At 71.8% G+C, this 24,146-nt stretch carries 23 protein-coding genes; 8 read left to right on the top strand and 15 right to left on the bottom strand.

Features of this window, described 5'->3' with window-relative positions; all coding sequences use genetic code 11:
* Positions 1-55 precede the first annotated feature (55 nt).
* Positions 56-2,536 carry a hybrid sensor histidine kinase/response regulator gene (locus IAI59_RS08990; protein ID WP_207416203.1) on the top strand — a complete coding sequence of 827 codons (2,481 nt, stop codon included), beginning with the start codon at positions 56-58 and terminating at the stop codon, positions 2,534-2,536.
* A gap of 39 nt (positions 2,537-2,575) precedes the next feature.
* On the opposite strand, the gene IAI59_RS08995 is transcribed toward IAI59_RS08990, so the two are convergent.
* The 5 genes from IAI59_RS08995 to IAI59_RS09015 form a co-directional block, all read right to left on the bottom strand.
* The gene (locus IAI59_RS08995) at positions 2,576-3,454 is read right to left on the bottom strand and encodes a crotonase/enoyl-CoA hydratase family protein (RefSeq protein WP_237180557.1); all 879 of its coding nucleotides are present in this window, start codon (positions 3,452-3,454) and stop codon (positions 2,576-2,578) included.
* A 449-nt stretch (positions 3,455-3,903) separates the two neighbouring features.
* Complete coding sequence (locus IAI59_RS09000) at positions 3,904-5,526, bottom strand: ABC transporter substrate-binding protein (protein ID WP_207416205.1); 1,623 nt, start codon at positions 5,524-5,526, stop codon at positions 3,904-3,906.
* Positions 5,513-6,334: a polysaccharide deacetylase family protein gene (locus IAI59_RS09005; protein ID WP_237180582.1), complete on the bottom strand. Its 822-nt coding sequence runs from the start codon at positions 6,332-6,334 to the stop codon at positions 5,513-5,515. Before IAI59_RS09005 ends, IAI59_RS09000 begins: the two co-directional genes overlap by 14 nt.
* 19 nt (positions 6,335-6,353) lie before the next feature.
* A complete protein-coding gene (locus IAI59_RS09010; protein WP_207416207.1) occupies positions 6,354-7,115 on the bottom strand; it encodes an SDR family NAD(P)-dependent oxidoreductase in 762 nt (253 codons plus the stop codon).
* Positions 7,108-7,863 carry an SDR family NAD(P)-dependent oxidoreductase gene (locus IAI59_RS09015; protein WP_207416208.1) on the bottom strand — a complete coding sequence of 252 codons (756 nt, stop codon included), beginning with the start codon at positions 7,861-7,863 and terminating at the stop codon, positions 7,108-7,110. Before IAI59_RS09015 ends, IAI59_RS09010 begins: the two co-directional genes overlap by 8 nt.
* Positions 7,864-7,989: 126 nt before the next feature.
* Here IAI59_RS09015 and IAI59_RS09020 point away from each other — a divergent pair, with 126 nt between their 5' ends.
* Both IAI59_RS09020 and IAI59_RS09025 read left to right on the top strand, forming a co-directional pair.
* Positions 7,990-8,748: an IclR family transcriptional regulator gene (locus IAI59_RS09020; protein ID WP_237181097.1), complete on the top strand. Its 759-nt coding sequence runs from the start codon at positions 7,990-7,992 to the stop codon at positions 8,746-8,748.
* Positions 8,749-8,815: 67 nt separating this feature from the next.
* Positions 8,816-9,190, top strand: a complete 375-nt coding sequence (locus tag IAI59_RS09025; protein ID WP_237180558.1) for a nuclear transport factor 2 family protein — start codon at positions 8,816-8,818, stop codon at positions 9,188-9,190.
* Here the strand turns inward: IAI59_RS09025 and mnhG are convergent.
* The 9 genes from mnhG to IAI59_RS09070 all read right to left on the bottom strand — a co-directional run bounded on the left by mnhG (position 9,187) and on the right by IAI59_RS09070 (position 19,198).
* Complete coding sequence (gene mnhG / locus IAI59_RS09030; RefSeq protein ID WP_207416211.1) at positions 9,187-9,633, bottom strand: monovalent cation/H(+) antiporter subunit G; 447 nt, start codon at positions 9,631-9,633, stop codon at positions 9,187-9,189. The two genes, IAI59_RS09025 and mnhG, sit on opposite strands and share 4 nt — an antisense overlap.
* On the bottom strand, positions 9,630-9,911 hold the full coding sequence (locus IAI59_RS09035; RefSeq protein ID WP_207416212.1) for a K+/H+ antiporter subunit F: 282 nt from the start codon (positions 9,909-9,911) through the stop codon (positions 9,630-9,632). Before IAI59_RS09035 ends, mnhG begins: the two co-directional genes overlap by 4 nt.
* Entirely contained in the window at positions 9,908-10,414 is a 507-nt protein-coding gene (locus IAI59_RS09040) for a Na+/H+ antiporter subunit E (RefSeq protein ID WP_207416213.1), read from the bottom strand. The genes IAI59_RS09035 and IAI59_RS09040 overlap by 4 nt, the downstream gene beginning before the upstream one ends.
* Complete coding sequence (locus tag IAI59_RS09045; RefSeq protein WP_237181098.1) at positions 10,411-12,042, bottom strand: monovalent cation/H+ antiporter subunit D; 1,632 nt, start codon at positions 12,040-12,042, stop codon at positions 10,411-10,413. The genes IAI59_RS09040 and IAI59_RS09045 overlap by 4 nt, the downstream gene beginning before the upstream one ends.
* Complete coding sequence (locus IAI59_RS09050; RefSeq protein WP_207416214.1) at positions 12,039-12,386, bottom strand: Na+/H+ antiporter subunit C; 348 nt, start codon at positions 12,384-12,386, stop codon at positions 12,039-12,041. Before IAI59_RS09050 ends, IAI59_RS09045 begins: the two co-directional genes overlap by 4 nt.
* Complete coding sequence (locus tag IAI59_RS09055; protein ID WP_207416215.1) at positions 12,386-15,256, bottom strand: monovalent cation/H+ antiporter subunit A; 2,871 nt, start codon at positions 15,254-15,256, stop codon at positions 12,386-12,388. Before IAI59_RS09055 ends, IAI59_RS09050 begins: the two co-directional genes overlap by 1 nt.
* A gap of 75 nt (positions 15,257-15,331) precedes the next feature.
* Complete coding sequence (locus IAI59_RS09060) at positions 15,332-15,799, bottom strand: PTS sugar transporter subunit IIA (RefSeq protein WP_237180559.1); 468 nt, start codon at positions 15,797-15,799, stop codon at positions 15,332-15,334.
* Between the two features lie 63 nt (positions 15,800-15,862).
* Positions 15,863-16,900: a glycosyltransferase family 4 protein gene (locus tag IAI59_RS09065; protein WP_207416217.1), complete on the bottom strand. Its 1,038-nt coding sequence runs from the start codon at positions 16,898-16,900 to the stop codon at positions 15,863-15,865.
* A 54-nt stretch (positions 16,901-16,954) separates the two neighbouring features.
* Positions 16,955-19,198 carry a glycosyltransferase family 4 protein gene (locus tag IAI59_RS09070; RefSeq protein ID WP_207416218.1) on the bottom strand — a complete coding sequence of 748 codons (2,244 nt, stop codon included), beginning with the start codon at positions 19,196-19,198 and terminating at the stop codon, positions 16,955-16,957.
* A gap of 61 nt (positions 19,199-19,259) precedes the next feature.
* Here IAI59_RS09070 and IAI59_RS09075 point away from each other — a divergent pair, with 61 nt between their 5' ends.
* On the top strand, positions 19,260-19,790 hold the full coding sequence (locus tag IAI59_RS09075; protein ID WP_207416219.1) for a response regulator: 531 nt from the start codon (positions 19,260-19,262) through the stop codon (positions 19,788-19,790).
* On the opposite strand, the gene IAI59_RS09080 is transcribed toward IAI59_RS09075, so the two are convergent.
* A complete protein-coding gene (locus tag IAI59_RS09080) occupies positions 19,787-20,464 on the bottom strand; it encodes a 4'-phosphopantetheinyl transferase family protein (RefSeq protein ID WP_207416220.1) in 678 nt (225 codons plus the stop codon). The two genes, IAI59_RS09075 and IAI59_RS09080, sit on opposite strands and share 4 nt — an antisense overlap.
* Positions 20,465-20,663: 199 nt before the next feature.
* Here IAI59_RS09080 and rfbC point away from each other — a divergent pair, with 199 nt between their 5' ends.
* The 4 genes from rfbC to rfbA are packed head-to-tail and all read left to right on the top strand — an operon-like array spanning position 20,664 to position 24,122.
* Positions 20,664-21,269 carry a dTDP-4-dehydrorhamnose 3,5-epimerase gene (rfbC, locus tag IAI59_RS09085; RefSeq protein ID WP_408887604.1) on the top strand — a complete coding sequence of 202 codons (606 nt, stop codon included), beginning with the start codon at positions 20,664-20,666 and terminating at the stop codon, positions 21,267-21,269.
* 11 nt (positions 21,270-21,280) lie between these two features.
* Complete coding sequence (gene rfbB, locus IAI59_RS09090; RefSeq protein WP_207416222.1) at positions 21,281-22,351, top strand: dTDP-glucose 4,6-dehydratase; 1,071 nt, start codon at positions 21,281-21,283, stop codon at positions 22,349-22,351.
* Positions 22,351-23,253 carry a dTDP-4-dehydrorhamnose reductase gene (gene rfbD / locus IAI59_RS09095; protein WP_207416223.1) on the top strand — a complete coding sequence of 301 codons (903 nt, stop codon included), beginning with the start codon at positions 22,351-22,353 and terminating at the stop codon, positions 23,251-23,253. The genes rfbB and rfbD overlap by 1 nt, the downstream gene beginning before the upstream one ends.
* Positions 23,250-24,122, top strand: a complete 873-nt coding sequence (gene rfbA, locus IAI59_RS09100; protein ID WP_207416224.1) for a glucose-1-phosphate thymidylyltransferase RfbA — start codon at positions 23,250-23,252, stop codon at positions 24,120-24,122. The genes rfbD and rfbA overlap by 4 nt, the downstream gene beginning before the upstream one ends.
* The last annotated feature ends 24 nt before the right edge of the window (positions 24,123-24,146 follow it).

The raw sequence follows: 24,146 nt of genomic DNA on the forward strand, positions 1-24,146 counted from the left end.
GGTTCGGGCAAGGCCTGGCACCAGAGCCGGGCCGCCTGGCGGGATATCTGGTGCGATGCTGAGGAAAGCCGTTCAGCGGTTCGCGGCGCGCCTGCGGGCGCGGCCCGACAAGGAACACGAGATCACCCTCAACCGGCTGGTGATCGCGCTGGTCGTCGGCTTCTACCTGTTCCTGCTGCTGCCGGCCGACCCGGCGCTGGACACCGCGCGCCTGCTGTGCGCCGCCTTCGTGCTGGGCGCCATCGGCCTGTCCGCGCATCTGGCGTGGCGGCCCGGCGTGTCCGTGCCGCGGCGCATCTGCGGCATGCTGCTGGACCTCGGCGTGCTCACCGCCGGCATGGCCGTGGCGGCGCCGGTGATCGCGGCGCTGTACCCGCTCTACCTGTGGGTGATCCTGGGCTACGGCTTCCGCTACGGGCTGCGCTACCTGTTCGCGGCGGCGGGGCTGTCGGTCGGGCTGTTCGGCGGCATCGTCCACCTGACGGACTACTGGCAGCAGAACTACCCGCTCGGCATCGGGCTGCTGCTGGGGCTGGTGATCCTGCCGCTCTACGCCGCCAGCCTGGTGCGCAAGCTGTCCCACGCGCGCGACGTGGCCCAGCAGGCCAACGAGGCCAAGAGCCTGTTTCTGGCCAGCGTCAGCCACGAGCTGCGCACGCCGCTCAACGCCGTCAGCGGCATGAGCGACCTGTTGCGCAATTCCGGCCTGAACCCGGCGCAGCTCGACATGCTGCGCACCATCCGCGCCTCCACCGGCCGGCTGGTGTCGCTGATCGACGACCTGCTCAACGTGTCGCGCATCGATGCCGGCCACGTGACCTTCGAGGCGACGCTGCTGGACCCGGTGGAGGTGCTGCGCGACACCATGCGGCTGGTGGCGCCGCAGGCGCTGGAAAAGGGCCTGCGGCTGTACCTGCACGTGACGCCGCGCACCGCCCGCGCCGTGCTGGCCGACCGCCGGCGGCTGGGCGAGATCACGCTGAACCTGCTGGCCAACGCCGTGAAGTTCACCCGCCAGGGCGCCGTCACCGTGTTGCTGGACGTGGAGGACGGCGGCGCGCAGCGCGGCCCCGTGCTGCGGGTGGAGGTGGAGGACACCGGCATCGGCATCGCGCCCGCCGCGCAGGAGCGGATCTTCGACACCTTCACCCAGGCCGACAAGACCATCGCCAACGACTTCGGCGGCACCGGGCTCGGCCTCGCCATCTCGCGCCGGCTGGTGCGGCTGCAGGGCGGCGACATCGGCGTGCGCAGCCAGCCGGGGCGGGGCAGCACCTTCTGGTTCACCCTGCCGGCACCGCTGGGCGCCGCGCCGGCGCTGCCGATCGGGCGCTGGCACGTGGTGCTGCAGGGCATGGAGCCGGAGGACCGGGCTGCCGTCGGCGCCGTGCTGGCGGCGGAGGGGCTGGAATTCACCGAAACGAATTGGGGCACACCGCTGCCGCCATCCCTGCCGCGCGACGTGGTATTGATGCGCTCCGCCGCGCCGCCCGCCACCAACGAACCCGAGGAAGACTCCGCCGACATGCCGCTGCTGCTCGTTGAATCCCGCAGAAACGGAGCCGAGCTTCCGGGGCTGCCGGCGGCCGGCCAGCGCGGCCGCGCCTTCGCCACCCTGGCCGCGTCCCGCCTGCGGGCCGAGCTGCCGGCGGCATTCCGCGCGCTGACCACGGCGCGCCAGGCCGCCAACGACGACGACGTGCCGATGATCCGCCGGCGGGACAACGGCCGGCGCATCCTGGTGGTGGACGACAACCAGGTGAACCGCATGGTCATCTCGCGCATCCTGGAAGCGGGCGGCCACCACGTGACGCTCGCCAGCGACGGCGAGCAGGCGCTGGACCGGCTGGAGGATGGCGCCTTCGACCTGGTGGCGATGGACCTCAACATGCCGGTGATGGACGGGATCGAGGCCACCAAGCTGTACCGCATGGCCTCGCTCGACCGCCCGCACCTGCCGATCGTGGCGCTGACCGCCGATGCCACCGCCTATGCGCGGGAGCGGGCGCTGGACGCCGGGATGGATGCCTGCGTCACCAAGCCGGTGGACGCCGTGGCGCTGCTGGAGCTGGTGGACAGCCTGGTGGAAGGCCGCCCCGCCGTGCTGCCCCGGGTGGTGGTGGCGCCGGCCCCGCCGCCGCCGGCCGCCGCCGCGCCGCAGCGCGCCGCCGGCGTGCTGAACCTGCGCATGCTGGACGACCTGATGCTGCTGGGCGGCAGCGAGTTCGTGTCGGACGTGATCGCCACCTTCATCAGCGACTCCGCCCGGCACCTGCAGGCCCTGCAGCAGGACGCCGTGCGGGTCGATGCGCGGGCGTTCCGCGATAGCCTGCACGCGCTCCGCTCCGTCGCCTCCAATGTCGGCGCCGTGGCGCTGGCGGACCTGTGCGGCACCTGGCAGGGGATCGAGGCCCCCGCCATCCAGGCCAACGGCCCGCAGATGACCGAACAGGTGAGCGAGGCGGTGCAGGCGGCGCGGGCGGCGCTGCTGCGCTGGCAGTCGCCGCCCCCGGTGCTGGTGTCCCGCAGCGGCTGAGCGGCCCGCGCCCAGCCGTGCCACGGGTGCCGCCGCCGTTCATTCGGCGGCCATGATCATGCTGGACGACCGGTCGCGCCGCCGGTCCTGCGCCGCCGCCAGCCGCTCCATCTTGCGCAGGTCGGGCGCTTCCAGCCGCATTGCGGTGTCCACCCACACGTCCACGATGTCGCGCAGTTCCTGCAGCGTGACGGGGGTGGCCAGGTTGCGCGCCTTGTGCACGGCGGCCATGGAGACATGGCGGCGGCCCTGCTTGCGGATCCAGGCCTGCAGCTCGGACACGCCCTGGCCCGGGGTCAGCAGCAGGTCCACCAGCCCGATCTCATGCAGTTCCTCGGCGGTGTAGATGCGGCCGCTCATGATCATGCGCTCGGCCTGCACGGCACCGATGCGGCGGGCGATCAGGCTATAGGCGCCCATGCCGGGGAACAGGTTGAACAGCACCTCCGGCAGGCCGAACTTGGTGCCGCGCTCGGCCGCGATCATGCCGCAGGACAGCGCCGTCTCGAAGCCGCCGCCCAGCGCGTCGCCCTGCACCAGCGCGATGGTGACCAGCGGCTGGTGATAGCAGGTGAGGTTGTTGTGCACGACCTCCACGCAGCGGTAGGCGTATTGCTGCAGCAGCGAACGATGCCCCTGGCGGACGGATTCCGCGAACAGCCGCAGGTCGCCGCCCAGGTTGAACACGCCCGGGATGTTGGACGCGACCACGAAATGGTCGAAGGGGCGGGACTCATCGTTGGCGCCGGCCATCCAGCGGGTCAGGTCGGACTGCATGGTGCTCAGGTCGCGCAGCACGCTGGGGGACACGCAGGGGCGGCCGGTGGGCTGCAGGTTGCACCAGAAGGTGCGCTCGGCACTGTCCAGGTGAACGCTGATATCCGTGAAGTTGCGGTCGAATACCTGAGTCGGCGCCAATGCGCGCGAGTGATTGACAGAAGACGCCGCAGTGGCTTCAGAAACGGCGAAGAAGGGGGGGATTTGCGTCATAGGAAATCTCCGTTGCATGGCGGTCGTTTCGACACGGACGCGAAATGCGTCTTTGCCCGCCAGGCACAGATGATATTCTTTTTTCAGCCGAACATTATCATTGGCAAATCAATGCCCCGCAGATTCAGCTTTCTTGTGCGAATCGACACCGAATCGTCTCAATAACAAAACGGAGTCCACGCAGCGGATTCGTTGATAACCAAAGAATTAACGCCGTCTATGCGAAAAACCGCGGGTTGCATGCAACCGATGCAAACCCGATTCGGCGCCAAGCCGCCCGGCCTCGCGCTGATGCGAAACGCCGGCAGGTTTACAGGCCAGGGACGGAGGGGGCGGGGAGGGGGCGGCGGCCGGTCGCCGCCGCCCCTTTGTCCGGCTCAGCGCGGGGCGCGCCGGATGTTCCACAGCACGGGGAAGCCGAAGTCGACCACCCCCTGCAGCTCGCGCCGCCACGCGGCGGGGCTGGAGAACTGCCCGGTGAGCGGGAAGTTCACGTTGAGCAGCGCCTGGCGGTTGATGTCGGCCATGATGGCCCGGCGGCGCTCCGGGTCGGCTTCCGCCTCGAAGCGCCGCAGCAGGGGCGTCATCGCCTCGTCGCAATACAGCCAGGGCGCCGTGCCGGTGCAGTTGTAGCCGATGCCCACGTTGCTGAGCGGGTCCGACATGTCGAAGCCCGTGTAGATCACCGGCACCGCGCTCCAGCCGCCGCGCTCCACCGGCTCGCGGCTCAGCCACCGCTGCGCCGCCGTGGCCCAGTCGAGCGTCTGCTGGTCCACGTTCAGGCCGATCCGCTTCATGCGGTCGGCCACCACCATGGCCATGGGGTTGATCAGCGCGGAATCCGCCGGGTGCAGCAGCACCACCCGCTCGTTGTTGTAGCCGGAGTCCCGCAGCATCTGCCGCGCCCGCTCCAGGCTCTGGTCGCGCAGGGCCTCGCCGCCCGCCTCGCTGCTGTAGCGCGTGCCGCACAGGGTCATGGACTGGCAGCTCGGCAGGAACATGCCGTCCGGCAGCCCGTGCACCGCCACGATCTCCGACTGGTCCAGCGCCATCTGCAGCGCCTGGCGCACCTTCAGGTTGTTGAAGGGTGGCTGCGCGTGGTTCAGCGCCACCCCGCCCATGATCTGCGCGATGCCGCCGGGCTTGGCGATCACCAGGTTGCGGTCGCGCGACAGCACCGGCAGGAAGTCCAGCGGCGCGTATTCCAGGTAGTCCACCTCGCCGTTCTGCAAGGCCGCGGCGCGCGTCGCGGGGTCGGAGATGTTGATCATCTCCGCCCGCTCGATGAACACCGCCTTGCCGCCGGCCAGCCCGTCCGCCGGCTCGTCGCGCGGCTTGTAGCGGGGGTTGCGGCGGAAGGTGGCGCGCTCGCCCGGCACCCACTGGTCGGCCTGGAACAGGAAGGGGCCGGAGCCCATGATCTCCTTGACCGCTTCCGTCGGCGGCGTGCTGCCGGCGATGCGCGCCGGCATCATGAAGGGCACGTGCACGCTGGGCTTGGCCAGGGCATCCAGCACGCCCCCGAAGGGCCGGGACAGTTGCAGCACGAAGCGGTCCGGCGCCTCGGCCCGCAGTTCCTTTGTCGCGGCCAGCAGGCGGCGCCCGGAGGAATCCCGCCCGCCCCAGCGGCGGAGGGAGGCGACGCAGTCCTCCGCCGTCACGGGCGTGCCGTCGTGCCATTCCAGGCCGGGGCGCAGCGTGAAGGTATAGGTCAGCCCATCGTCGCTGACCGTCCAGCCTTGCAGCATCTGCGGCCGGATCTCGCCCTTGCCGTCCAGCGCCACCAGGGTGTCGAACACCATGTAGGCGAAGTTGCGCGTGACAAAGGAGGTGCCGACGATCGGGTCCAGCACCTGCAGCCCGACATTGACCACCAGCCGGAGCGGCCGCTCGGCCGGCTGCGCGCCGGCGGCACCGAGCCCGGCGCCCAGCAGCGCCGCCGCCAGCACCCCGCGCCGCAGCCAGCGGCCGGGGCGGGCCATCACGTCACTTCGCTTCATGGGCGGCGCTCCAGGCCTCGGCCACCTCGGCACCGGTGGCGAACCAGACATCGGGAAAGGTCTTGATCCACTGGATCATCTCGCGCAGCAGCGCGACGCGCCCGGGGCGGCCGCTGATCTGCGGGTGCATCACCAGGTTGTACAGCCCGCCCCAGCGGTAGATCTCGCGGAACTCGTCCTGGAAGATCTCGCGCAGGTGGCTGTTGGGAAAGATCGGCCGCGGGCTCTTGATGGAGAACAGCGCGTGCGGCGCGTCGTCCAGGCTCCAGTGCCAGGGCAGCTCGATCGGCCCGCGCCCGCCATCCGGCAGCTCCAGCCGGTAGGGGTTGATGTCGGACATCAGCGAGCTGTCGTAGAGAAAGCCGTGCTTCTGCAGCAGCCCCACCATGCTGTCGCTGCTTTCGCCGGCGGGCGAGCGGTAGCCGCGCGGCGTCACGCCCAGCACGCGCTTCAGCGCGTCCAGGCCCTTTTCCATCTCCTCGACCTCCTTGTCCGGGAAGTCGGGGTCGATCCAGTTGTGGGAATAGGAGTGGTGCGCCACCTCGTGGCCACCGCGCAGGATCATCTCGCCACGGCTGGCATGGTTCTCCACCGTCCAGCCGGGCACGAAGAAGGTGGCCTTGACCTCCTCCTCCGCCAGGGTTTCCAGGATCTTGGGCACCGCCACCCGGGCGCCGTAGACGCCCTGGGACAGGATGCCGGGGCGGCGCGCATTGGCCGGGTCGCGCGACAGCCACAGCGTTTCCGCGTCGAAGTCGAAGGTCAGCATCACGGCGACGCGGGCGCCGTTGGGCCAGTTCACTCGCATGTCGATCAAGCTGTGTTCCTTAGCTGCGGTCCGCGTCGCGCGGGGGGTTGCGCCCGTCCAGCCAGCCGCCGTCCGCCACGATCACCTGCCCGGTGACGAAGCTGGCATCGGCGGAAGCCAGAAAGGCGATGACGGCGGCGATCTCTTCCGGCCGCGCGCTGCGGCGCAGCGGCGTGGCGTCCAGCATGGCGCGGCGGTAGTCGGGGTTGCGCAGGTGCCCCTCGGTCATCGCCGTTTCGATCACGCCGGGCGCCACGGCGTTGACGCGCAGCCCGCGCGGCCCCTGCTCGGCGGCGAGCTGCCGGGTGAACTGCGCGATGCCCGCCTTGGCCGCCGCATAGGCCGCCGTGCCGGGGTAGCCCGCCAGCCCGAACACCGAGGACAGGTTGACCACCGCGCCGCCCGGCCGCGCCAGGTGCGGCAGCACGTCCCGCGTGACGCGCAGCACGGCGCCCAGGTTGGTGTCCAGGAACCGCGCGATCAACGCGTCGTCGCTGGCTTCCAGCGAGCCGGAGCCGCCGATGCCGGCGTTGTTGACCAGGATGTCGATGCGCCCGAAGGCGGCCAGCGCCGCTTCCGCCAGCCGCCGGCCCGCATCGGGCGCGGTGATGTCGAGCTGCAGGGTGGCGGCGTTCGCGGGCGGCTGCGGGATGGGCGCGCGGTCGGCCAGCAGCACCCGCGCGCCTTCCGCCGCCAGCCGCGCGGCGGTGGCGGCGCCGATGCCGCCGGCCGCCCCCGTGACAATGGCGGCCAGGCCGGCAAAGCGCGTCGGGTCAGGCAAGGCGGCCTCCATCCACGGGCAGCGACACGCCGGTGACGAAGCCCGCGCCCTCGCCCAGCAGAAACAGCACGGTATCCGCCACCTCGCGCGCTTGGCCGAAGCGGCCCAGCGGGTGGCGGGCGCGGAACTCGGCCATGCGCGCCGCCGGGTCGGCGGCGGCGGCGAAGGTGGCATCCAGCATGGGCGTCTCGATGGAGCCGGGGCAAACGCAGTTGACGCGGATGCCTTCCGGCGCGTGCGCCAGCGCCAGGCTGCGGCTGAGCATCACCACCGCGCCCTTGCTGGCGGAATAGGCGGGCAGGGACAGCGAGCCGGTGAGCCCCGCCGCCGAGGCCAGCGTCACCACCGCGCCGCCGCCCGCCGCGCGGATCTGCGGGATGAAGCACTTGGCCGCCAGCCAGGTGCCCTTGACGTTGACGTCGAACAGCCGGTCCCAGTCGGCCTCTTCCGCTTCCACCGCCGGTGCGGTGGGCCCCAGCATGCCGGCGGCGGTGACCAGCAGGCTGGCGGGGCCGAAGCGGTCGAGCCCCGCGGCCGCCGCCCGCGCCATGTCGGCGGCGGAGCTGACGTCGATCACCACTGTCAGTGCGTCCGGGCAGCGGGCGGCCAGCGCCTCCAGCCCGGCGGCGTCGCGGTCCATCAGCAGCAGGCGGGCGCCTTCCGCCGCGAGCGCTTCCGCGACGGCGCGGCCGAGGCCGGATGCGGCGCCGGTGATGGCCGCCACGCGGCCCGCGAAACGTCCCGTCATGCAGACCCTCCGGTCGTGGCCAGGACGCGTCGCTGGACGTCCGGCCGTATTGCTGAGCAATATGGTCGCATTGCTCAGCAAGGGTATGAAGCAGTGGAGCGGCTGTCAAAGGGAAAGGACCCCGGGGTGGACGAGCGGCTGTTCCTGCAGTCGCTGGCGCGCGGCCTGCAGGTGCTGGAAGCCTTCGAGGGCGTGGCGCAGCCCTTGTCGCTGGGCGGGCTGGCGGCGGCCACGGGGCTGGACAAGAGCGCCACCCAGCGCATCGCCCACACCCTGCTGGCGCTGGGCTACCTGGAGCGCGACCCGGGCGGGCAGGGGCTGGTGCCGGGCAAGCGCCTGCTGGACCGCGCCTTCGACATGCTGCGCCTCAACCCCCTGGTGCAGCGCGCGACGCCCGTGCTGCAGGAGCTGCGCCGCACCGTGCAGGAACGCGTGGACCTCAGCTTGCCGGATGACACGCAGATCATCTACGCGGTGCGGCTGCAAAGCCGGCGGGACACGTTGTCGGCCACGCTGGTCGGCCGCCGCATGCCCGCCTTCGCCACCTCCGGCGGGCGGGCCATGCTGGCGGCGATGCCGGAAGCGGAGGCGGAGGACATCCTGGCGCGCTCCGACCGCCGGCCGCTGACGCCGGCCACCATCACCGACCTGCCCGGGCTGCGCGGCAAGCTGGCGGAAGCGCGGCGGGACGGCTTCAGCATGGCGCTGGAGGAATCGCTGCGCGACGAGGTGGTGCTGGCGGCGGCGGTGCTGGATGCGCAGGGCCGCCCGGTGGGGGCGGTGCACGTGGCGGGCTCGCTGGCGGAATGGGACGCGCAGCGGTTCCGCCGCCGCATCGGCCCGCTGGCCATGCAGGCGGCGCGCGCGCTGGGCGGCTTCGCCTGACGGGGCGGGAGAACGATCAGGCCGTTGCGGCGTTACCAGCGCACCCATACCGAGCAAGGACATGAGCATGGATGACGACCGCGTCTGGACCTTCGAGGAAAGCCTCTGGACCGCCGATGCCGAGCATTACCGCGAGTCGATCGACGACGAATGCCTGATGGTGCTGCCGGCGCCCCCCTTCGTGATGAGCGGCCAGCAGGCCGTGCAGGCCGTGACCGAAACGCCGCGCTGGTCCAAGGTGGAACTCTCCGAGCGGCAGGTGAAGCGGCCGCAGGAAGGGCTGATCGTCATCGCCTACAAGGCCAGTGCCGAGCGTGACGGCATTCCGCCCTACGTGGCGCACTGCACCTCCACCTACCGCCGCCTGTCGCATGAGAACTGGAAGGTGGTGCAGCACCAGCAGACGCCGCCGCTGGTGTCCTCCTCCGCCGCCGACGACTAAGGGGCGGGGGGCGCCGGCTCCGGGGCCGTGTCCCCGGGGCCGGGCTCGCCGCGCGGCGGCGGCACGCCGGCATGGCCTTCCAGCCGGTCGCGGTGCAGCGCGGCGCGGGCCACCAGCATCAGCGTGACCGGCGTGGTGGCCAGCACCAGGATGCCGATCAGCACCTCGTGCAGCACCAGCCGGGTTTGCAGCACCGAAAAGAAGATCACGGACGCTAGTAGGATGCAGGCCATGCCGTAGGAGGTGCCGATGGTCGGCGCGTGCAGCCGCTCGTAGAAATCCTTGAGCCGCAGCAGGCCGATCGAGCCGGTCAGCGCGAAGCCGGCGCCGGCCAGCAGCAGCAGCGCCACGGGAATGGCCGCCCAGATCGGCAGGTCCGCCACGTTGGCCCAGGGCGGCAGCTCGGCGGCGTGGCGCCAGAAGCCGATATCCACCTCCCTCATTCGATCACCTCGCCGCGCATCAGGAACTTCGCCAGGGCCGCCGTGCTGACGAAGCCCAGCAGCGCGATCACCAGCGCCGCCTCGAAATACAGCACGGTGCCGGAGCGGATGCCGAAGGTCAGCAGCAGCAGCATGCCGTTGATGTAGAGGGTGTCGAGGCCCACCACCCGGTCCTGCGCGCGGGGGCCGCGCACGGCGCGCCAGCAGGCGCACAGCATGCCGGCACCCAGCATCACCTGCGCCAGCAGCAGCGACCAGCCCAGCAGCGCGGCGCTCACCGGCGTGGCTCCGCCGCGGCGGGGAAGATCTGCAGCAGCGGCGCCTCGTAGCGCTCCTTGACGATACGCACCCACTCCTCCTCGTCGATCAGGTCCAGCACGTGCAGCAGCAGCCAGCCGTCGTCGCTGTCGAATTCCACCCAGGCGGTGCCGGGCGTGGCGGTCAGGATCACGGCCAGCACCGCCAGCGCCTGCGGGTCGCGCAGCGCCAGCCGGATGCGGATGAAGCCCGAGCGGCGGTCCGCCCGCCGGTGCAGGATCACCCGCGCCACGGCGATGTTGGAGCGCAGCGTGTCCGCCGCCACGGTGCCGATCAGGCGCAGCACCAGCAGGGGGCGGCGCAGTCGCGCGCGGCCCGGGCGCAGCGCGGCCATGGCCCAGCCGCAGCCCAGCGCCACCGCCAGCCCGACCAGCGCCGGGCCGGGCGCGGCGCTTTCGGCCAGGAGCAGCCACATGACGAACAGCCCGGCCGAGACGACCGGGTGTGGCAGCAGGCGCCTCATCGCGCGGCCCCCGCGGGGGCGGACAACTCGCGCCCCGTCACCTGCCGCACGTAGTCCTCCGGCGCATGCAGCGCGATGGCGGCCTGGTCCATGTAGCGCAGCACCGGGCCGGCGGCGGCGGTCATGCCGATGCAGGTGCCCAGCAGCAGCAGCACGGGCGCGATCTCCACCACGCCGACGCGCGGCACCACGCGGTCGGATGCCGCCCAGATCACGCGGATGCCCGCGCGCGTCATGGCGATCACGGTGGCCAGCCCCGACAGCACCAGGGCCAGCAGCAGCGCCCAGCCGCCGGTGGATACCGCCGCCGGGCCGCGGCCCAGGCCCTGCGGGTTCAGGATGCCGCTGAGCATGGCGAACTTGGCCACAAAGCCGGACAAGGGCGGCAGCCCGGCCAGGAGCAGGGCGCAGCACAGGAAGCTGAGGCCCAGCACCGCCATGGTGGCGGGAATGGCGACGCCCACCTCGTCGTCGTCCTCGTCATCCTCCTCGCCGTCGCCGAAGGCTTCCAGCGTCACGGCCAGAACGTCGGCGCCCACGTCGCGGCCGCGTTCCAGCAGGTCGATCAGGAGAAAGAACGCGCCGATGGCGAGCGAGGAGGTGGCCAGGTAGTACAGCGCGCCGCCGGTGACGGAAACCTGCCCCGCGCCCACCGCCGCCAGCAGCGTGCCCGACGAGATCAGCACGCTGGCGCCGGCCAGCCGCGACAGGTCCTGCGTCGCCAGCACGCTGATGGCGCCAAAGGCGATGGTCATGATGCCGCCGGCCAGCAGCCAGCTGCCGCCGAAGCCGGCGGAGCTGCCCGCGTCGTCGCCGAACAGCAGCAGCGACAGGCGCAGCACGGCGTAGACGCCCACCTTGCTCATCATGGAGAAGATGGCGGCGGCGGGCGGGCTGGCGGCGGCGTAGGTGCGGGGCAGCCAGAAGCCCAGCGGCCACATCGCCGCCTTGACCAGGAAGGCCATGCCGAGCAGCGCGGCGCCGGCTTCCATCAGCGGCCGGTCGGCTGGCGGCAGCTGCGGGATGCGCACCGCGAGGTCGGCCATGTTGAGCGTGCCGCCGACGCCGTAGATCATGCTGACGCCGATCAGGAACAGCAGCGAGGCGGCGAGGTTGATGGCGATGTAGTGCAGCCCCGCCTTGACCCGCGCGACCCCCGAGCCGTGCAGGGCGAGGCCGTAGGAGGCCGCGAGCAGCACCTCGAAGAAGACAAACAGGTTGAACAGGTCGCCGGTCAGGAAGGCGCCGTTCAGCCCCATCAGCTGGAACTGGAACAGCGCCTGGAAATGCGCGCCCACGCGCTGCCAGCGCGACAGCGAGAACAAGAGGGCCGCCAGCCCCAGCACCGCCGTCAGCACCAGCATCAGCGCCGCCAGCCGGTCCGCCACCAGCACGATGCCGAACATCGCCGGCCAGTTGCCCAGGCGGTACACGCTGACCGCGTCCGCCCCGCCGGCATCGGCGCGCAGCAGCAGCAGCACGGCCACCACCAGCATGGCCACGGCCGACAGCACGCCGATGGCGCCGCGCACCTGGCCGCGCTGGTCTTCCAGCGGGATCATCACGGCGCCTGCCAGCAGCGGGATCAGGATCGGCAGGATGACCAGGTGTTGCAGCCAGCCGCTCACCGCGAGCGCCCCCCCTTGCCGTCCACGTGGTCGCCGCCGGTCAGGCCGCGCGAGGCGAGCATGACCACCAGAAACAGCGCCGTGGTGGCGAAGCCGATGACGATGGCCGTGAGCACCAGCGCCTGGGGCAGGGGGTCGGCGTAGACCGCCGGGTCGCCCACGCCGCCGGGCTCCAGCACCGGGGGTGCGCCGACGGGAAAGCGGCCCATGCTGAAGATGAACAGGTTCACCGCGTAGGACAGCAGCGACAAGCCGATGATCAGCTGGAAGGTGCGCGGCCGCATGAGCAGCCACACGCCCGATCCGCCGAGCACGCCGATGCTGAGGGCCAGGATCAGTTCCATCAGTCGTCCCCCCCGGGAATCTGGGCCACCGGCGGGGCGGCGCGCTGGCTGCGCACCGACTGGTGCGCGATGGCGATCAGCATCAGCACCGTGGCGCCGAACACCAGGGCGAAGACGCCGATGTCGAACAGCATGGCGCTGGCCACCGGCAGCTTGCCGAACCAGCCCAGGTCGGCATAGGCGAAGTAGGAGGTCAGGAACGGCACGCCCGCCACCAGGGCGCCGGCGCCGGTCAGCGCCGCCAGCAGGAGGCCCGCGCCCATCCAGCGCAGCGGGTGCACGCGCAGGTGGTCCTCCACCCAGCGGGTGCCGCCGGCCATGTATTGCAGCAGGATGGCGACGGAAGCCATCAGCCCCGCCGCGAAGCCGCCGCCCGGCAGGTCGTGGCCGCGCAGCAGCAGGTACAGCGCGACCAGGCAGATGACCGGAAACATCAGCCGCATCAGCACGGCCGGCACCAGGAGCCAGTCGCGCGCCTCGCCCTGCTGCTGGTCGGGCGTGCCGATGCTTTCCGGCGCGGGCCGGAAGCGGCGCAGCAGCGCGAAGACCGTGAGCGCCACGATGCCCAGCACCGCGATCTCGCCCAGGGTGTCGAAGCCGCGGAAATCCACCAGGATGACGTTGACCACGTTGGTGCCGCCGCCCTCGGTATAGGCGCGCTCCAGAAACGCACGCGAGATACCCTCGGGCGAGGCGCGGGTCATGGTGGCGTAGGAGATGGCGGTGAGCCCGGCGCCGGCGGCGACCGCGATGCCGAAGTCGCGGTAGCGGCGCAGCCGCGCGGACATGTGGCCGGGGCCCGCGCTTTCCTGCCGCTTGGGCAGCCAGCGCAGGCCGAGCAGCAGCAGCACGGTGGTGACCACCTCCACCAGCAGCTGGGTCAGCGCCAGGTCGGGCGCGGAAAACCAGACAAAGGTGAGGCAGGTGACCAGCCCGGCGCCGCCCAGCAGGATCAGCGCCGCGAGGCGGTGGTACTTGGCCTGATAGGCGGCGCCGATGGCGCAGGCGCCGCCCACCGTCCACATCAGCGCCACCACGGGGTCGATGCCGGTGAGCGACACGTCGCCGGCGCGCAGGCCATAAGGCAGCAGCGCCAGCACGGCGGCGGCGAAGGACACGCAAACCAGCAGGCGGAGCTGCATCTGCAGCCCGGCGGTGTGCAGCAGCCGTTCCAGCGTGCGGGCAAAGCGCCACGACAGGAAGACCATCACCTGGTCGAAGATGCGCCGCCCGTCCAGGCCGCGCAGCAGCGGCGTGCCGTCCACGCCCGCGCGCAGGTGCGGCTGCAGGAGGCGGTACAGCAGCACGCCGGCGGCCAGCGCGATCAGGCTCATCACCAGCGGCAGGTTGACGCCGTGCCACACGGCCAGGCTGTAGTCCGGCGTGCTGTCGCCCAGCACGGAGCGGACGGCGACGGCCAGGAACGGCCCGATGGTGGCCGCCGGCAGGATGCCCACGACCATGCAGCCGAACACCAGCACCTCCACCGGCACGCGCATGAACTGCGGCGGCTCGTGCGGGGTGCGGGGCAGGTCAGCCGTGACGGGGCCGAAAAAGGCGCCGTGGATGAAGCGCAGCGAATAGGTGACGGCGAAGATGCCGGCCAGCAGCGCCGCGCCGGGCAGGATGCCGTGCAGCCAGGTGGGGGCGCCGGCGGCCGACACGGCCTCGGTAAAGAACATCTCCTTGGAGATGAAGCCGTTCAGCAGCGGCACGCCGGCCATGGCGGCGGCGGCCACCAGCGCCAGCCGCGCCGTGAAGGGCATGGTCTCGTTCAGCCCGGACAGGCGGCGGATGTCACGCGTGCCGGTTTCGTGGTCGATGATGCCGGCGGCCATGAACAGCGACGCCTTGAAGGTGGCGTGGTTCATGGTGTGGAAGATGGCGGCGACCATGGCCAGCTCGCTGTTCAGCCCGAGCAGCAGGGTGATCAGGCCCAGGTGGCTGATGGTGGAATACGCCAGCAGCGCCTTCAGGTCGTGCTGGAAGATGGCGACATAGGCGCCGACCAGCAGGGTGATCAGCCCGGAGGTGGAAACGATCCAGAACCACGCGTCGGTGCCGGCCAGCACCGGCCACAGCCGGGCCATCAGGAAGATGCCCGCCTTCACCAGCGTGGCCGAGTGCAGGTAGGCCGACACGGGGGTGGGCGCCGCCATGGCCTGGGGCAGCCAGAAGTGGAACGGGAACTGCGCGCTCTTGGTCAGGGCGCCGAGCAGGACCAGCACCAGCATGGGCAGGTAGAGCGCGTGCGCGCGGATGGCATCGCCCGCCGCCAGCACGACGTCGAGGTCGTAGGAGCCGACGATGTGGCCGAGCAGCAGCATGCCGGCGAACAGCGCGAGCCCGCCCGTGGCGGTGATGGTCAGCGCCATGCGGGCGCCGTCGCGCGCCGGGGCCGCGTGCTGCCAGTAGCCGATCAGCAGAAAGGAGAAGAGGCTGGTCAGCTCCCAGAAGAACACCAACTGGATGATGTTGCCCGACAGCACGAGGCCCATCATGGAGCCCATGAAGGCGAGCAGAAACGCGAAGAAGCGCGGGATCGGGTCGTCCGGCGACATGTAGTAGCGGGCGTAGAGCACCACCAGAAAGCCGATGCCCGCCACCATGGCCGCGAAGACCGAGGCCAGCCCGTCCATCCGCAGAACCAGGTTCAGCCCCAGCTCGGGCACCCAGGGGATCTCGAACCGCGCCACCCCGCCATCGGCGATGCCGGCGTAGAGCAGCCACACCATGACCAGCGACAGCAGCGCCACGCCGCCGGCCAGCCAGGCTTCCAGGTTGCGGGCATTGGCCGGCAGCAGCGCCGCCACCAGGGCGCCCAGATAGGGCAGGGCGATCGCGGCCGAGAGATAAAGGGCGTCATGCATCGGGCGCCGGGGTCTCCTGGGTGGCGTGGTGGCCTGGCGGTTCGCGGCAACCGGCCGGGGCCGGGGTGGCGGCGGTCAGTCCTGGTCGGTGGCTTGCAGCATGGCCAGCGCCTCGGCCGGGGAACGGGCCTGGCGCAGCTGGCGCGGCAGCTGGTTGTTGCGCAGCACCCGGCAAACATTGGCCAGCGCCGGCAGAAAGCCCTCGGACGCCGCCTCGGGCCACAGGATCAGGAACACCAGATCCACCGGCTCGCCGTCACGCGCCTCGAAGTCGATCGGCCGCGACAGGCGGGCGAGCAGCGCGAGCTGGGTGTCGAGCCCCGGCAGCCGGGTGTGCGGCATGGCGACGCCCCGGCCGAGCGCGGTGGGCCCCAGGCGTTCGCGCGCCTGCAGGGCATCCAGAATGTCCTCCCGCGGGCGGTTCAGGCGGCGCGACGCCTCGTCCGCCAGCAGGCCGAGCAACTCGGACTTGTCGGCGGGCGCCAGGGTCAGCACGTCGCCGGCGGCGGGAAACAGGTCGGAGATGGTCGTTGCGGTCTTCAAGAGAGGCTGCCTTGCTCCGGAACGGGAGAAATGGGTGGGGCGGCACGGCGGGCGCAAAACAGCTTAGATCGCCCCGGCATGCAACCGCGAGGATGACCTTTCTGTCATATCCGGCACCAGCATCGCCTGGTAGGCCGCGAGGTAGCCCGCCACCATGCGGTCCACGGAGAACCATTCGGCGCGGGCCCGGGGGCCGGCGCGGGGCAGCGCCGGCAGCCCCGCCACGGCGGCCACGGCGGCGGCCTCGTCCTCCACCAGAAAGCCGCTGATGCCGTGCTCGACCAGCTCCGGCATGCTGCCGCGGCGGAAGGCCACGACCGGCGTGCCGCAGGCCATGGCCTCCACCACGGACAGGCCGAAGGGCTCGTCGAAATGGATCAGGTGCAGCAGGCCCAGCGCGCCACCCAGCAGCGCGTCCCGCTCGGCCGGCCCGGCGACGCCGACATAGCGCACCCGGTCGGACAGGTGGGGCGCCACCTCGCGGTCGAAATAGCCCTGGTCCTGCACCAGCCCGGCCAGCACCAGCGGCAGCCCGGCCGCCCGCGCCACGCGGATGGCGTCCGCCGCCCCCTTGTCCGGATGGATGCGGCCGAAGAACAGCAGATAGCCGCCCGGCTCCGGCCGGAAGGTGAACTCCGCCGCCGGGATGCCGTGGTGCACCGTGCTGAGGTAGCGCAGCGCCGGGTGCCGGTCGGCGTCCGAGATCGCCACGAAATGGGTTTTCCCGTCAAAGGCGCGGTAGGCGGGCAGGATGCGCTCGCCGGAAAAGCCGTGGATGGTGGTGACCATCGGCGTTGGCACCAGGCTGGCATAGCTCAGCGGCAGGAAGTCGTAGTGGTTGTGCAGCAGGTCGAAGCCGGCGGCGCCGCCGAAGGCATGGGCGAGGTGCAGCGATTCCCACACCTTGGCATCCATGCCCGGCGTTTCTTCGTAGGGCGTGGGCACCACGGCGCTGAGCCGCGCACCCGTCTGTGCATCGGCGGTGGCGAACAGCGTCACCTCGGCGCCCGCCGCCACCAGCCCCTCGGTCAGCAGCGACACCACGCGCTCCCACGGGCCGTAGCGGCGCGGCGGCACCCGCCAGGCGATCGGCGCGATCATGCCGACGCGCAGCGCGCGATCGGCCCGGGGGTGGCGGGCCAGGGGGTGCAGCGCTCAGTCCCCCGCCGGCGCGGCGACGGCGCGCGGCGGCATCACCGGACCGGACGGCAACAGGGCGGCCACCGACGCCGCCTCGTATTCCGCGACGCCGAGCCACAGGGCCAGGGTGCTTTCGGCGCCCTGGTTGGCGTTGAGGCGGTCCCGGTGCAGGCCGTCCCGGCAGCCGCCGGTGCTGGCGTCGTACAGGCTGAGCTTCAGGGGGTTGCGCCCCAGCAGCCATTCCAGCGCGCGGCGGGCGGCGGCCAGCCACGACGCGTCGCCGGTGGCGCGGTGCGCTTCCAGCACGGCGGACACGGTGGCGTAGACCTCGATCGGCTGGCCGTCCCACAGCGGGCGCGCCTCGCCGGCGGCATAGCAGCGTTCCGAGCCCACCGGCAGAAAGCCGCCGTCGGGCGCGGTCTGCTGCTGTTCCAGCCAGCGCAGCGTGCTCAGCCCGGTGGCCAGCGCCGTGGCGTCCCCGAAGGCCCGGCCAAAGGCGATCAGCCCGTGCGGCAGCTTGGCGTTGCTGTAGCTCAGCGTGCTCTCGAACCAGGGCCAGGCGGGGGTGGCCACGGCGGCGTGCAGGCGCAGCAGGTTGGCGGCGTAGCGCCGGGCCAGAACGGCGCGCTGCAGCTCGTGCCCGCTTTGCAGCGCGTGCTCGGACAGCGCCATCAGCGCGATGGCCTGGGCGCGCGGGCTTTCCAGGGCACCGATGGCGGGCCAGGCGCGGTTCAGCACCTCTGCCGCCGCGCGCCCGATGCCGCCGCCGCCGCCGGCCGCCGCGACCAGGGCGCGCAGGCAGCGGGCCTGGGTGTTGTCGCCGCCGTCCTCGTCCAGCCAGCGGCGGTCATAGCCCATGAAGTTGCGGAACCGCCCGGTGGCCGGGTTCAGCCCGTGGTGCAGAAAGGACAGCGCCCGCCCGGCGATGCGCGCCGCCTCCGGCCGCTCCGGCAGCAGCGCCGCCAGGTGCAGCGCCCGGGCGTTGTCGTCCACTGTGTAGCCTTCGGACAGGTTGGGCAGGGCGTGCAGGGCGTGCTGGAACATGCCCGTGTCGTCCACCAGCGCGGCCACGTGGTCCAGCCGCGCGGCCGGCAGGCGCAGCGGCTGCTGCGGCAGGGCGGTGACCACGCGCAGGCTGCCGAACAGCGCCACGTATTCGCCGGCGACGGCCGGCCAGCGCATCCGCTCGCCGAATTGCCGGGCGCGCTGTTCCAGCGCCTGCCGCCGCCCGGGCTCCGCCAGCAGCGACAGCAGCGCGCCGGCGATGGCCTGCGGGTCCTGAAACGGCACCAGCATGCCGCGGCCGTCGGCCAGCAGCTCCTCGGCGTGCCAGAAGGGGGTGGACACCACGGCGCGGCCGTTGCCCAGCGCGTAGGCCAGGGTGCCGGAGGTGATCTGCTCGCGCGTCAGGTAGGGCACCAGGTAGACGTCGGCGGCGGCCAGGTCGTGGATCAGCTCCTCGTTGTCCACGAAGCGGTCGTCAAAGCGCAGGTGGTCGGCCACGCCCAGCTCCGCCGCCAGCGCCTTCAGCGAATCCCGGTACGCCTCGCCGTGCCGGGCGCGGATGTGCGGATGGGTTTCGCCCAGCACCAGGTAGGTGAGGTCGGGCACGGCGGCCACCACGGCGGGCAGCGCGCGGATCGCCGTCTCGATGCCCTTGTTGGGGGACAGCAGGCCGAAGGTCATCACCAGGGTGCGGCCGGTCAGGCCGAGGTCGGCCTTGGCCACCGCGCGCTCCGTGGCCGAGACATGCACCCCGTGGTGGATAAAGGCGATCTTGTCGCGCGGGATGCCCTGCGCCACCAGCAGCCGCACGGCGCGCTCGCTCATCACCACCAGGCGGGCGGACAGGGCGGACAGCTCCTCGATCACCGCCCACTGCTCGGGCGTGAAGCTTTCCAGCACGGTGTGCAGCGTGGTGACCACGGGCGCGCGCACCCGACGCAGCAGCGTCAGAAGAAAGCTGCCGGCCGGGCCGCCGAAGATGCCGAACTCATGCTGCACGCACAGCACGTCGATGTTGCGGGCGTTCAGGGCGTCGGCCGTGGCCTCGTAGGCCGCGAGGTCGTCCTGCGCCACGGACAGCTGCACCACGGGCGGGTAGGCGTAGTCGCGGCCATCGTTCATCGCCACCACCAGCACCTCGGGCGCCGTCGGGTCGTTTGCCAGGCTTTCGGCCAGGTCGTCGGTGAATGTCGCGATACCGCAACGACGGGGCGAATGGTTGCCGAGCAGGGCGATCCGGGTGGCTGCGGTCATTCAATATGGGTTCCGTCGGCGCCGGGCGCCGCGATGGTGGAGCAGCTGGGACGGGCCGCCGTTGTCGGCGGCCCTGGTGTTCAACGCGCGAAGCCCGCTGCGCGATGCACCGGCGGTGCGGGACGGCCCGTTTCACCGCTTCCCCGCCGCCTGTGCCGTTATCGTGACCGCGCTGTGCCAACGCCTGCATGAACAGGACGTTAACCCTGCAGCAACCGAGATGGACACCATGCAGCCCCCCGCCAGCCCATGCCTGCTCCTGGTCGACGACGACCCGATGGTCCGCGCGTTGCTGACCGTCGGCATGGAGGACCAAGGCTTCACGGTGGTGGAAGCGGCGAGCGGGGAAGCGGCGATGGCGCTGCTCGACGGCGGGCTGTCGCCTTCGGTGGTGGTCACCGACATCGACCTCGGCGGCGGCTGCAGCGGCGTGGAGCTGGCCGACCGGCTGCTGCACAGCCACCCCGGCCTGCGGGTGATCCTGATTTCCGGCCGCGGGCGGCAGCAGGGCGATGCGGCGCAGCGCCCGTTCCTGGTCAAGCCGTTTCCCCTGGCAACGCTGAGCCGGCTGGCGCACGGGGCGCCGCTTTAGCCGAGCGGCGGGCAGGCCTCCATCACCGCCGCGGCGTCCGGCTCGGCACGAAGCCAGGCCACCGGCCGGTCGCTGGCCACGGCCAGTGCGCCGTGCGGCCAGTCGAGCAATTCGGCCGTCCAGGCGCGGTTGTCCGGAAAGCGGCCGTCGCCGATGGCGCGGATGGCGTCAGGGCCCAGGGCGAAGCCGCGGCCGTCGGCCTTGAGCACCGCCTCGCGCAGGCACCAGCGGCGCAGCAGGGCGCGGCCGGGATCGGCCGCCGCATGGATGCCGGCGCGTTCGGCATCGGTGAGCCAGCCCCCGTGGTCGGCCGGGTCGACCGGCTGCCAGGGCTCCAGGTCCAGCCCCAGGCGCAGGCCGCGTCCCAGCGCCACCCCCGCCCAGCCGCCGGCATGGCTGAAGGAGAAGTCGGCCCCGCCGCCGGCCAGCATGGGGCGGCCGCGGGCATCCCGGGTCCAGCCGCGCAGGTCGGCCAGGGCTTCCAGGCCGGCATCGGCCAGCAGCCACCGCAGCAGCAGCCGGGCCGTGGCGCGCGCCACCTGGTCTTCCGGGCGGCGGAAGCGGGCGACTTCCGGCCGCAAGGCCGCCGGCAGCCGCGCGAGCAGCAGCGGCAGCATGGCGGGTGCGGGCAGCCGGCACAGCGCCAGCCGCGCCTCGGGACGGGAAGGTCGCATGGCATGGTGTTGTGCCATGGCCACGCCGGGCCGCGAACCATGCCGATGGCGTGGCCCCGGGTGCTAGTGGAGCGGTTGCCGATCGGCTATGGCGGAGGTGTCGGCATGGCAACACTCGTTGCCTCGGCCAGATGACTGCCGCGCCGCATGGCGGCCAGCCCCAGCAGGGCGGGCGTGGCAGCCGGGATGGAGTTCCGATTTGCCGATTTTGCGTTCCGAGCCCACGCCCCTGCCAGAACGCCGCAGTGGCAACGTGTCCGTCACGCCGCTCGCCATCGAGGGGCCGCTGCTGGTGGAGGTGCGCCGCTTCGGCGACCACCGTGGCTTTTTCATGGAAACCCACAGCCAGCGCGACTTCGAGGCCGTGGGCATCGCCGAGCGCTTCGTGCAGGACAACCATTCCCGCTCGGCCGCCGTGGGCACGCTGCGCGGCATGCATTTCCAGCTGCCGCCGCACGCCCAGGCCAAGCTGGTGCGGGTGCTGCGCGGCCGCATCCTGGACGTGGTGGTGGACCTGCGGCGGGCCTCGGCGACCTTCGGGCGGCACGTCGCCTGCGAGCTGTCCGGCGATACGGGCGAGCAGTTCTTCGTGCCCGCCGGCTTCGCGCATGGCTTCGTGACGCTGGAGCCGGATACGGAGGTCGCCTACAAGGTGACCGACTACTACGCGCCGGAATGCGACCGCGGCCTGGCCTGGGACGATCCCGAGCTGGCGCTGCCCTGGCCCGCGCTGCCCGGCGGCCCCGTGCTGTCGGACAAGGACCGCCATCACCCGCGCCTGCGCGACCTTTCCGCTTCTTTCTGAGAGCTTTTCCCATGCGCCTCATCGTCACCGGCGGCGCCGGCTTTATCGGCTCCGCCCTGGTCCGCCACCTGATCCATGACCTGGGGCACGAGGTGCTGGTGGTGGACAAGCTGACCTATGCGGGCGACCGCCGGACGCTGGCATCCTGCGAGGACGCGCCCGGCTTCCGCTTTCTGGAAGCCGACATCTGCGACGCGGAGCGCATGCGCGCGGCCTTCGGCGAATACGCGCCGGACGCGGTGATGCACTTGGCCGCCGAAAGCCATGTGGACCGCTCCATCGCCTCTGCCGCGCCGTTCATCCACACCAACGTGGTGGGCACCATGGTGCTGCTGGAAGCCGCGCGTGCGCTGGTGGCCGGCTATGATGCCGCGCGGCGCGGGGCCTTCCGCTTTCTGCACGTCTCGACGGACGAGGTGTTCGGCTCGCTCGGCCCCACCGGCGCCTTCACGGAAACCACGCCCTACGACCCGCGCTCGCCTTATTCGGCCAGCAAGGCGGGGTCGGACCACCTGGCGCGGGCGTGGCACGAGACCTATGGCCTGCCCACCATCGTCACCAACTGTTCCAACAACTACGGGCCCTACCACTTTCCGGAGAAGCTGATCCCGCTGGTGACGCTGAACGCGCTGGAAGGCCTGCCGCTGCCGGTCTACGGCGATGGCGGCAACGTGCGCGACTGGCTGTTCGTGGAAGACCATGCGCGGGCGCTCGCCGCCGCGGTGCTGCGCGGCAAGCCGGGCGAGACCTATGCCATCGGCGGCCGCGCCGAGCGCACCAACCTGCAGGTGGTGCATGCCATCTGCGACACGCTGGACCGCCTGCGTCCCGGCCCCAGGCCGCGCCGCGAGCTGATCGCCTTTGTGGCCGACCGCCCGGGCCACGACCGCCGCTACGCCATCGACCCCGCCAAGATCGAGCGCGAATTGGGCTGGCGCTCCTCCGTCACCTTCGAGCAGGGGATCGAGCGCACCGTCGCGTGGTATCTGGACAACGAGGCCTGGTGGCGGCCGCTGCGGGACAAGGTCTATGGCGGCCAGCGCCTCGGCCTGCTCGACACGCCCGCCAAGGCGGCCGGCTGATGCGCATCCTGGTTGCCGGCCGCACCGGCCAGCTGGCGGTGGCGCTGCAGGAGCGGCTGCCGCGCGACGGGCATGAGGTGGTGGCGCTGGAAGCGCCGCAGCTCGACCTCACCGACCGCGGCTCCATCGAGCGCGCCATCGAGAGCGCGGCGCCGGACGCCGTGGTCAACGCCGCCGCCTATACCGCCGTGGACAGGGCCGAGGAGCAGCGGGAGCTGGCCTTCGCGGTGAATGCCATCGGCGCCGGCATGCTGGCGGACGCGGTGGCCAAGCGCGGCCTGCCCTTCGTGCACATCTCCACCGACTACGTGTTTTCCGGCGACGGCGGCGCGCCCTATGCCGAGGATGCCGCGACCGGCCCCATGGGCGTCTATGGCGACAGCAAGCTGGCCGGCGAGCGGGCGGTGCTGATGCACAACCCGCGCAGCGCCATTCTGCGCACCGCCTGGGTGTGCGGGCCGCACGGCGCCAACTTCGTCAAGACCATGCTGCGGCTCGGTGCCGAGCGCGACAGCGTTTCCGTGGTGGCCGACCAGCAGGGCGCGCCGACCTTCGCGGCCGACCTGGCGGACGCCATCGCGCGCATGCTGCCGCGGCTTGCCACGGCGCCGGCCGGCGACGAGGCCTTCGGCCTGTTCCACCTGACCGGCCTGCCGCACACCACCTGGCACGGCTTCGCGGAAGCGATCTTCGCCGGCGCCGCCGCGCGCGGCCACACGGTGCCGGCATTGCGCGCCATCACCACCGCCGAATACCCCACCCCCGCCCGCCGCCCGGCGGACGGGCGGCTGGATTGCGGACGCATCGCCCGCGTCCACGGCATCCAGGCGGCGGACTGGCGGCAGTCGCTGTCGCTGTGCCTCGACACCCTGATCGGTCCTGAAACGGAGACGCGCGCATGAAGGGCATCATCCTGGCGGGCGGCAGCGGCACCCGGCTGCACCCGGCGACGCTGGCCGTCTCCAAGCAACTGCTGCCGGTCTACGACAAGCCGATGATCTATTATCCGCTGTCCGTGCTGCTGCTGGCTGGCATCCGCGACATCCTGATCATCTCCACGCCGCACGACCTGCCGCTGTTCAGGCGCCTGCTCGGCACCGGCGAGCAGTGGGGCATCTCACTTACCTACGTGGAGCAGCCGAGCCCGGACGGGCTGGCGCAGGCCTTCATCCTGGGCGAGGAGTTCCTGGCCGGCGGCCCGTCCACCCTGGTGCTGGGCGACAACATCTTCCATGGCCCCAACCTGGACGACCAGCTCGCCCAGGCCGCCGGCGCGGCGGGGCAGGGCGCTTCCGTCTTCGCCTACCGCGTGGCCGACCCCGAGCGCTACGGCGTGGTGGAGTTCGACGAGCGCTACCGCGCGCTGTCGCTTGAGGAGAAGCCGGTCAAGCCGCGCTCCGACTGGGCGGTGACCGGACTCTACGTCTATGACGGCCGGGCACCGGCGCTGTCGCGCAGCCTGAAGCCCTCGGCGCGCGGCGAGCTGGAGATCACCGACCTGAATCGGCTGTACATGGAGGAAGGGACGCTCAACGTCACCCGCCTCGGCCGCGGCTATGCCTGGCTCGACACCGGCACGCATGACAGCCTGCTGGAAGCCGGCGAATACGTGCGTGCCATCGAGAAGCGCACCGGCATGAAGGTGGCGGCGCCCGAGGAGATCGCCTGGCGCCAGGGCTTCATCGACGACGACGCCCTGCGCGCCCTGGCCAAGCCGCTGAGCAAGGGCGGCTATGGCGCTTATCTGGACGGGCTGATCGGCCACCGCTGAGCAGTGTGCGGCAGGCCCCGCCCG

It is taken from the genome of Roseomonas haemaphysalidis (assembly GCF_017355405.1).
Lineage (GTDB): Bacteria > Pseudomonadota > Alphaproteobacteria > Acetobacterales > Acetobacteraceae > Pseudoroseomonas > Pseudoroseomonas haemaphysalidis.

Coding starts and splice junctions, on each gene's coding strand:
- rfbB (WP_207416222.1), top strand. CDS start 21,281: ATGCGCCTCATCGTCACCGGCGGCGCCGGCTTTATCGGCTCCGCCCTG.
- mnhG (WP_207416211.1), bottom strand. CDS start 9,633: ATGAGGGAGGTGGATATCGGCTTCTGGCGCCACGCCGCCGAGCTGCCG.
- IAI59_RS09000 (WP_207416205.1), bottom strand. CDS start 5,526: ATGAAGCGAAGTGACGTGATGGCCCGCCCCGGCCGCTGGCTGCGGCGC.
- IAI59_RS09005 (WP_237180582.1), bottom strand. CDS start 6,334: ATGCGAGTGAACTGGCCCAACGGCGCCCGCGTCGCCGTGATGCTGACC.
- rfbD (WP_207416223.1), top strand. CDS start 22,351: ATGCGCATCCTGGTTGCCGGCCGCACCGGCCAGCTGGCGGTGGCGCTG.
- IAI59_RS09050 (WP_207416214.1), bottom strand. CDS start 12,386: ATGGAACTGATCCTGGCCCTCAGCATCGGCGTGCTCGGCGGATCGGGC.
- IAI59_RS09025 (WP_237180558.1), top strand. CDS start 8,816: ATGGATGACGACCGCGTCTGGACCTTCGAGGAAAGCCTCTGGACCGCC.
- IAI59_RS09080 (WP_207416220.1), bottom strand. CDS start 20,464: ATGCGACCTTCCCGTCCCGAGGCGCGGCTGGCGCTGTGCCGGCTGCCC.
- IAI59_RS09040 (WP_207416213.1), bottom strand. CDS start 10,414: ATGAGGCGCCTGCTGCCACACCCGGTCGTCTCGGCCGGGCTGTTCGTC.
- IAI59_RS09070 (WP_207416218.1), bottom strand. CDS start 19,198: ATGACCGCAGCCACCCGGATCGCCCTGCTCGGCAACCATTCGCCCCGT.
- IAI59_RS09015 (WP_207416208.1), bottom strand. CDS start 7,863: ATGACGGGACGTTTCGCGGGCCGCGTGGCGGCCATCACCGGCGCCGCA.
- IAI59_RS08990 (WP_207416203.1), top strand. CDS start 56: ATGCTGAGGAAAGCCGTTCAGCGGTTCGCGGCGCGCCTGCGGGCGCGG.
- rfbA (WP_207416224.1), top strand. CDS start 23,250: ATGAAGGGCATCATCCTGGCGGGCGGCAGCGGCACCCGGCTGCACCCG.
- IAI59_RS09065 (WP_207416217.1), bottom strand. CDS start 16,900: ATGATCGCGCCGATCGCCTGGCGGGTGCCGCCGCGCCGCTACGGCCCG.
- IAI59_RS09055 (WP_207416215.1), bottom strand. CDS start 15,256: ATGCATGACGCCCTTTATCTCTCGGCCGCGATCGCCCTGCCCTATCTG.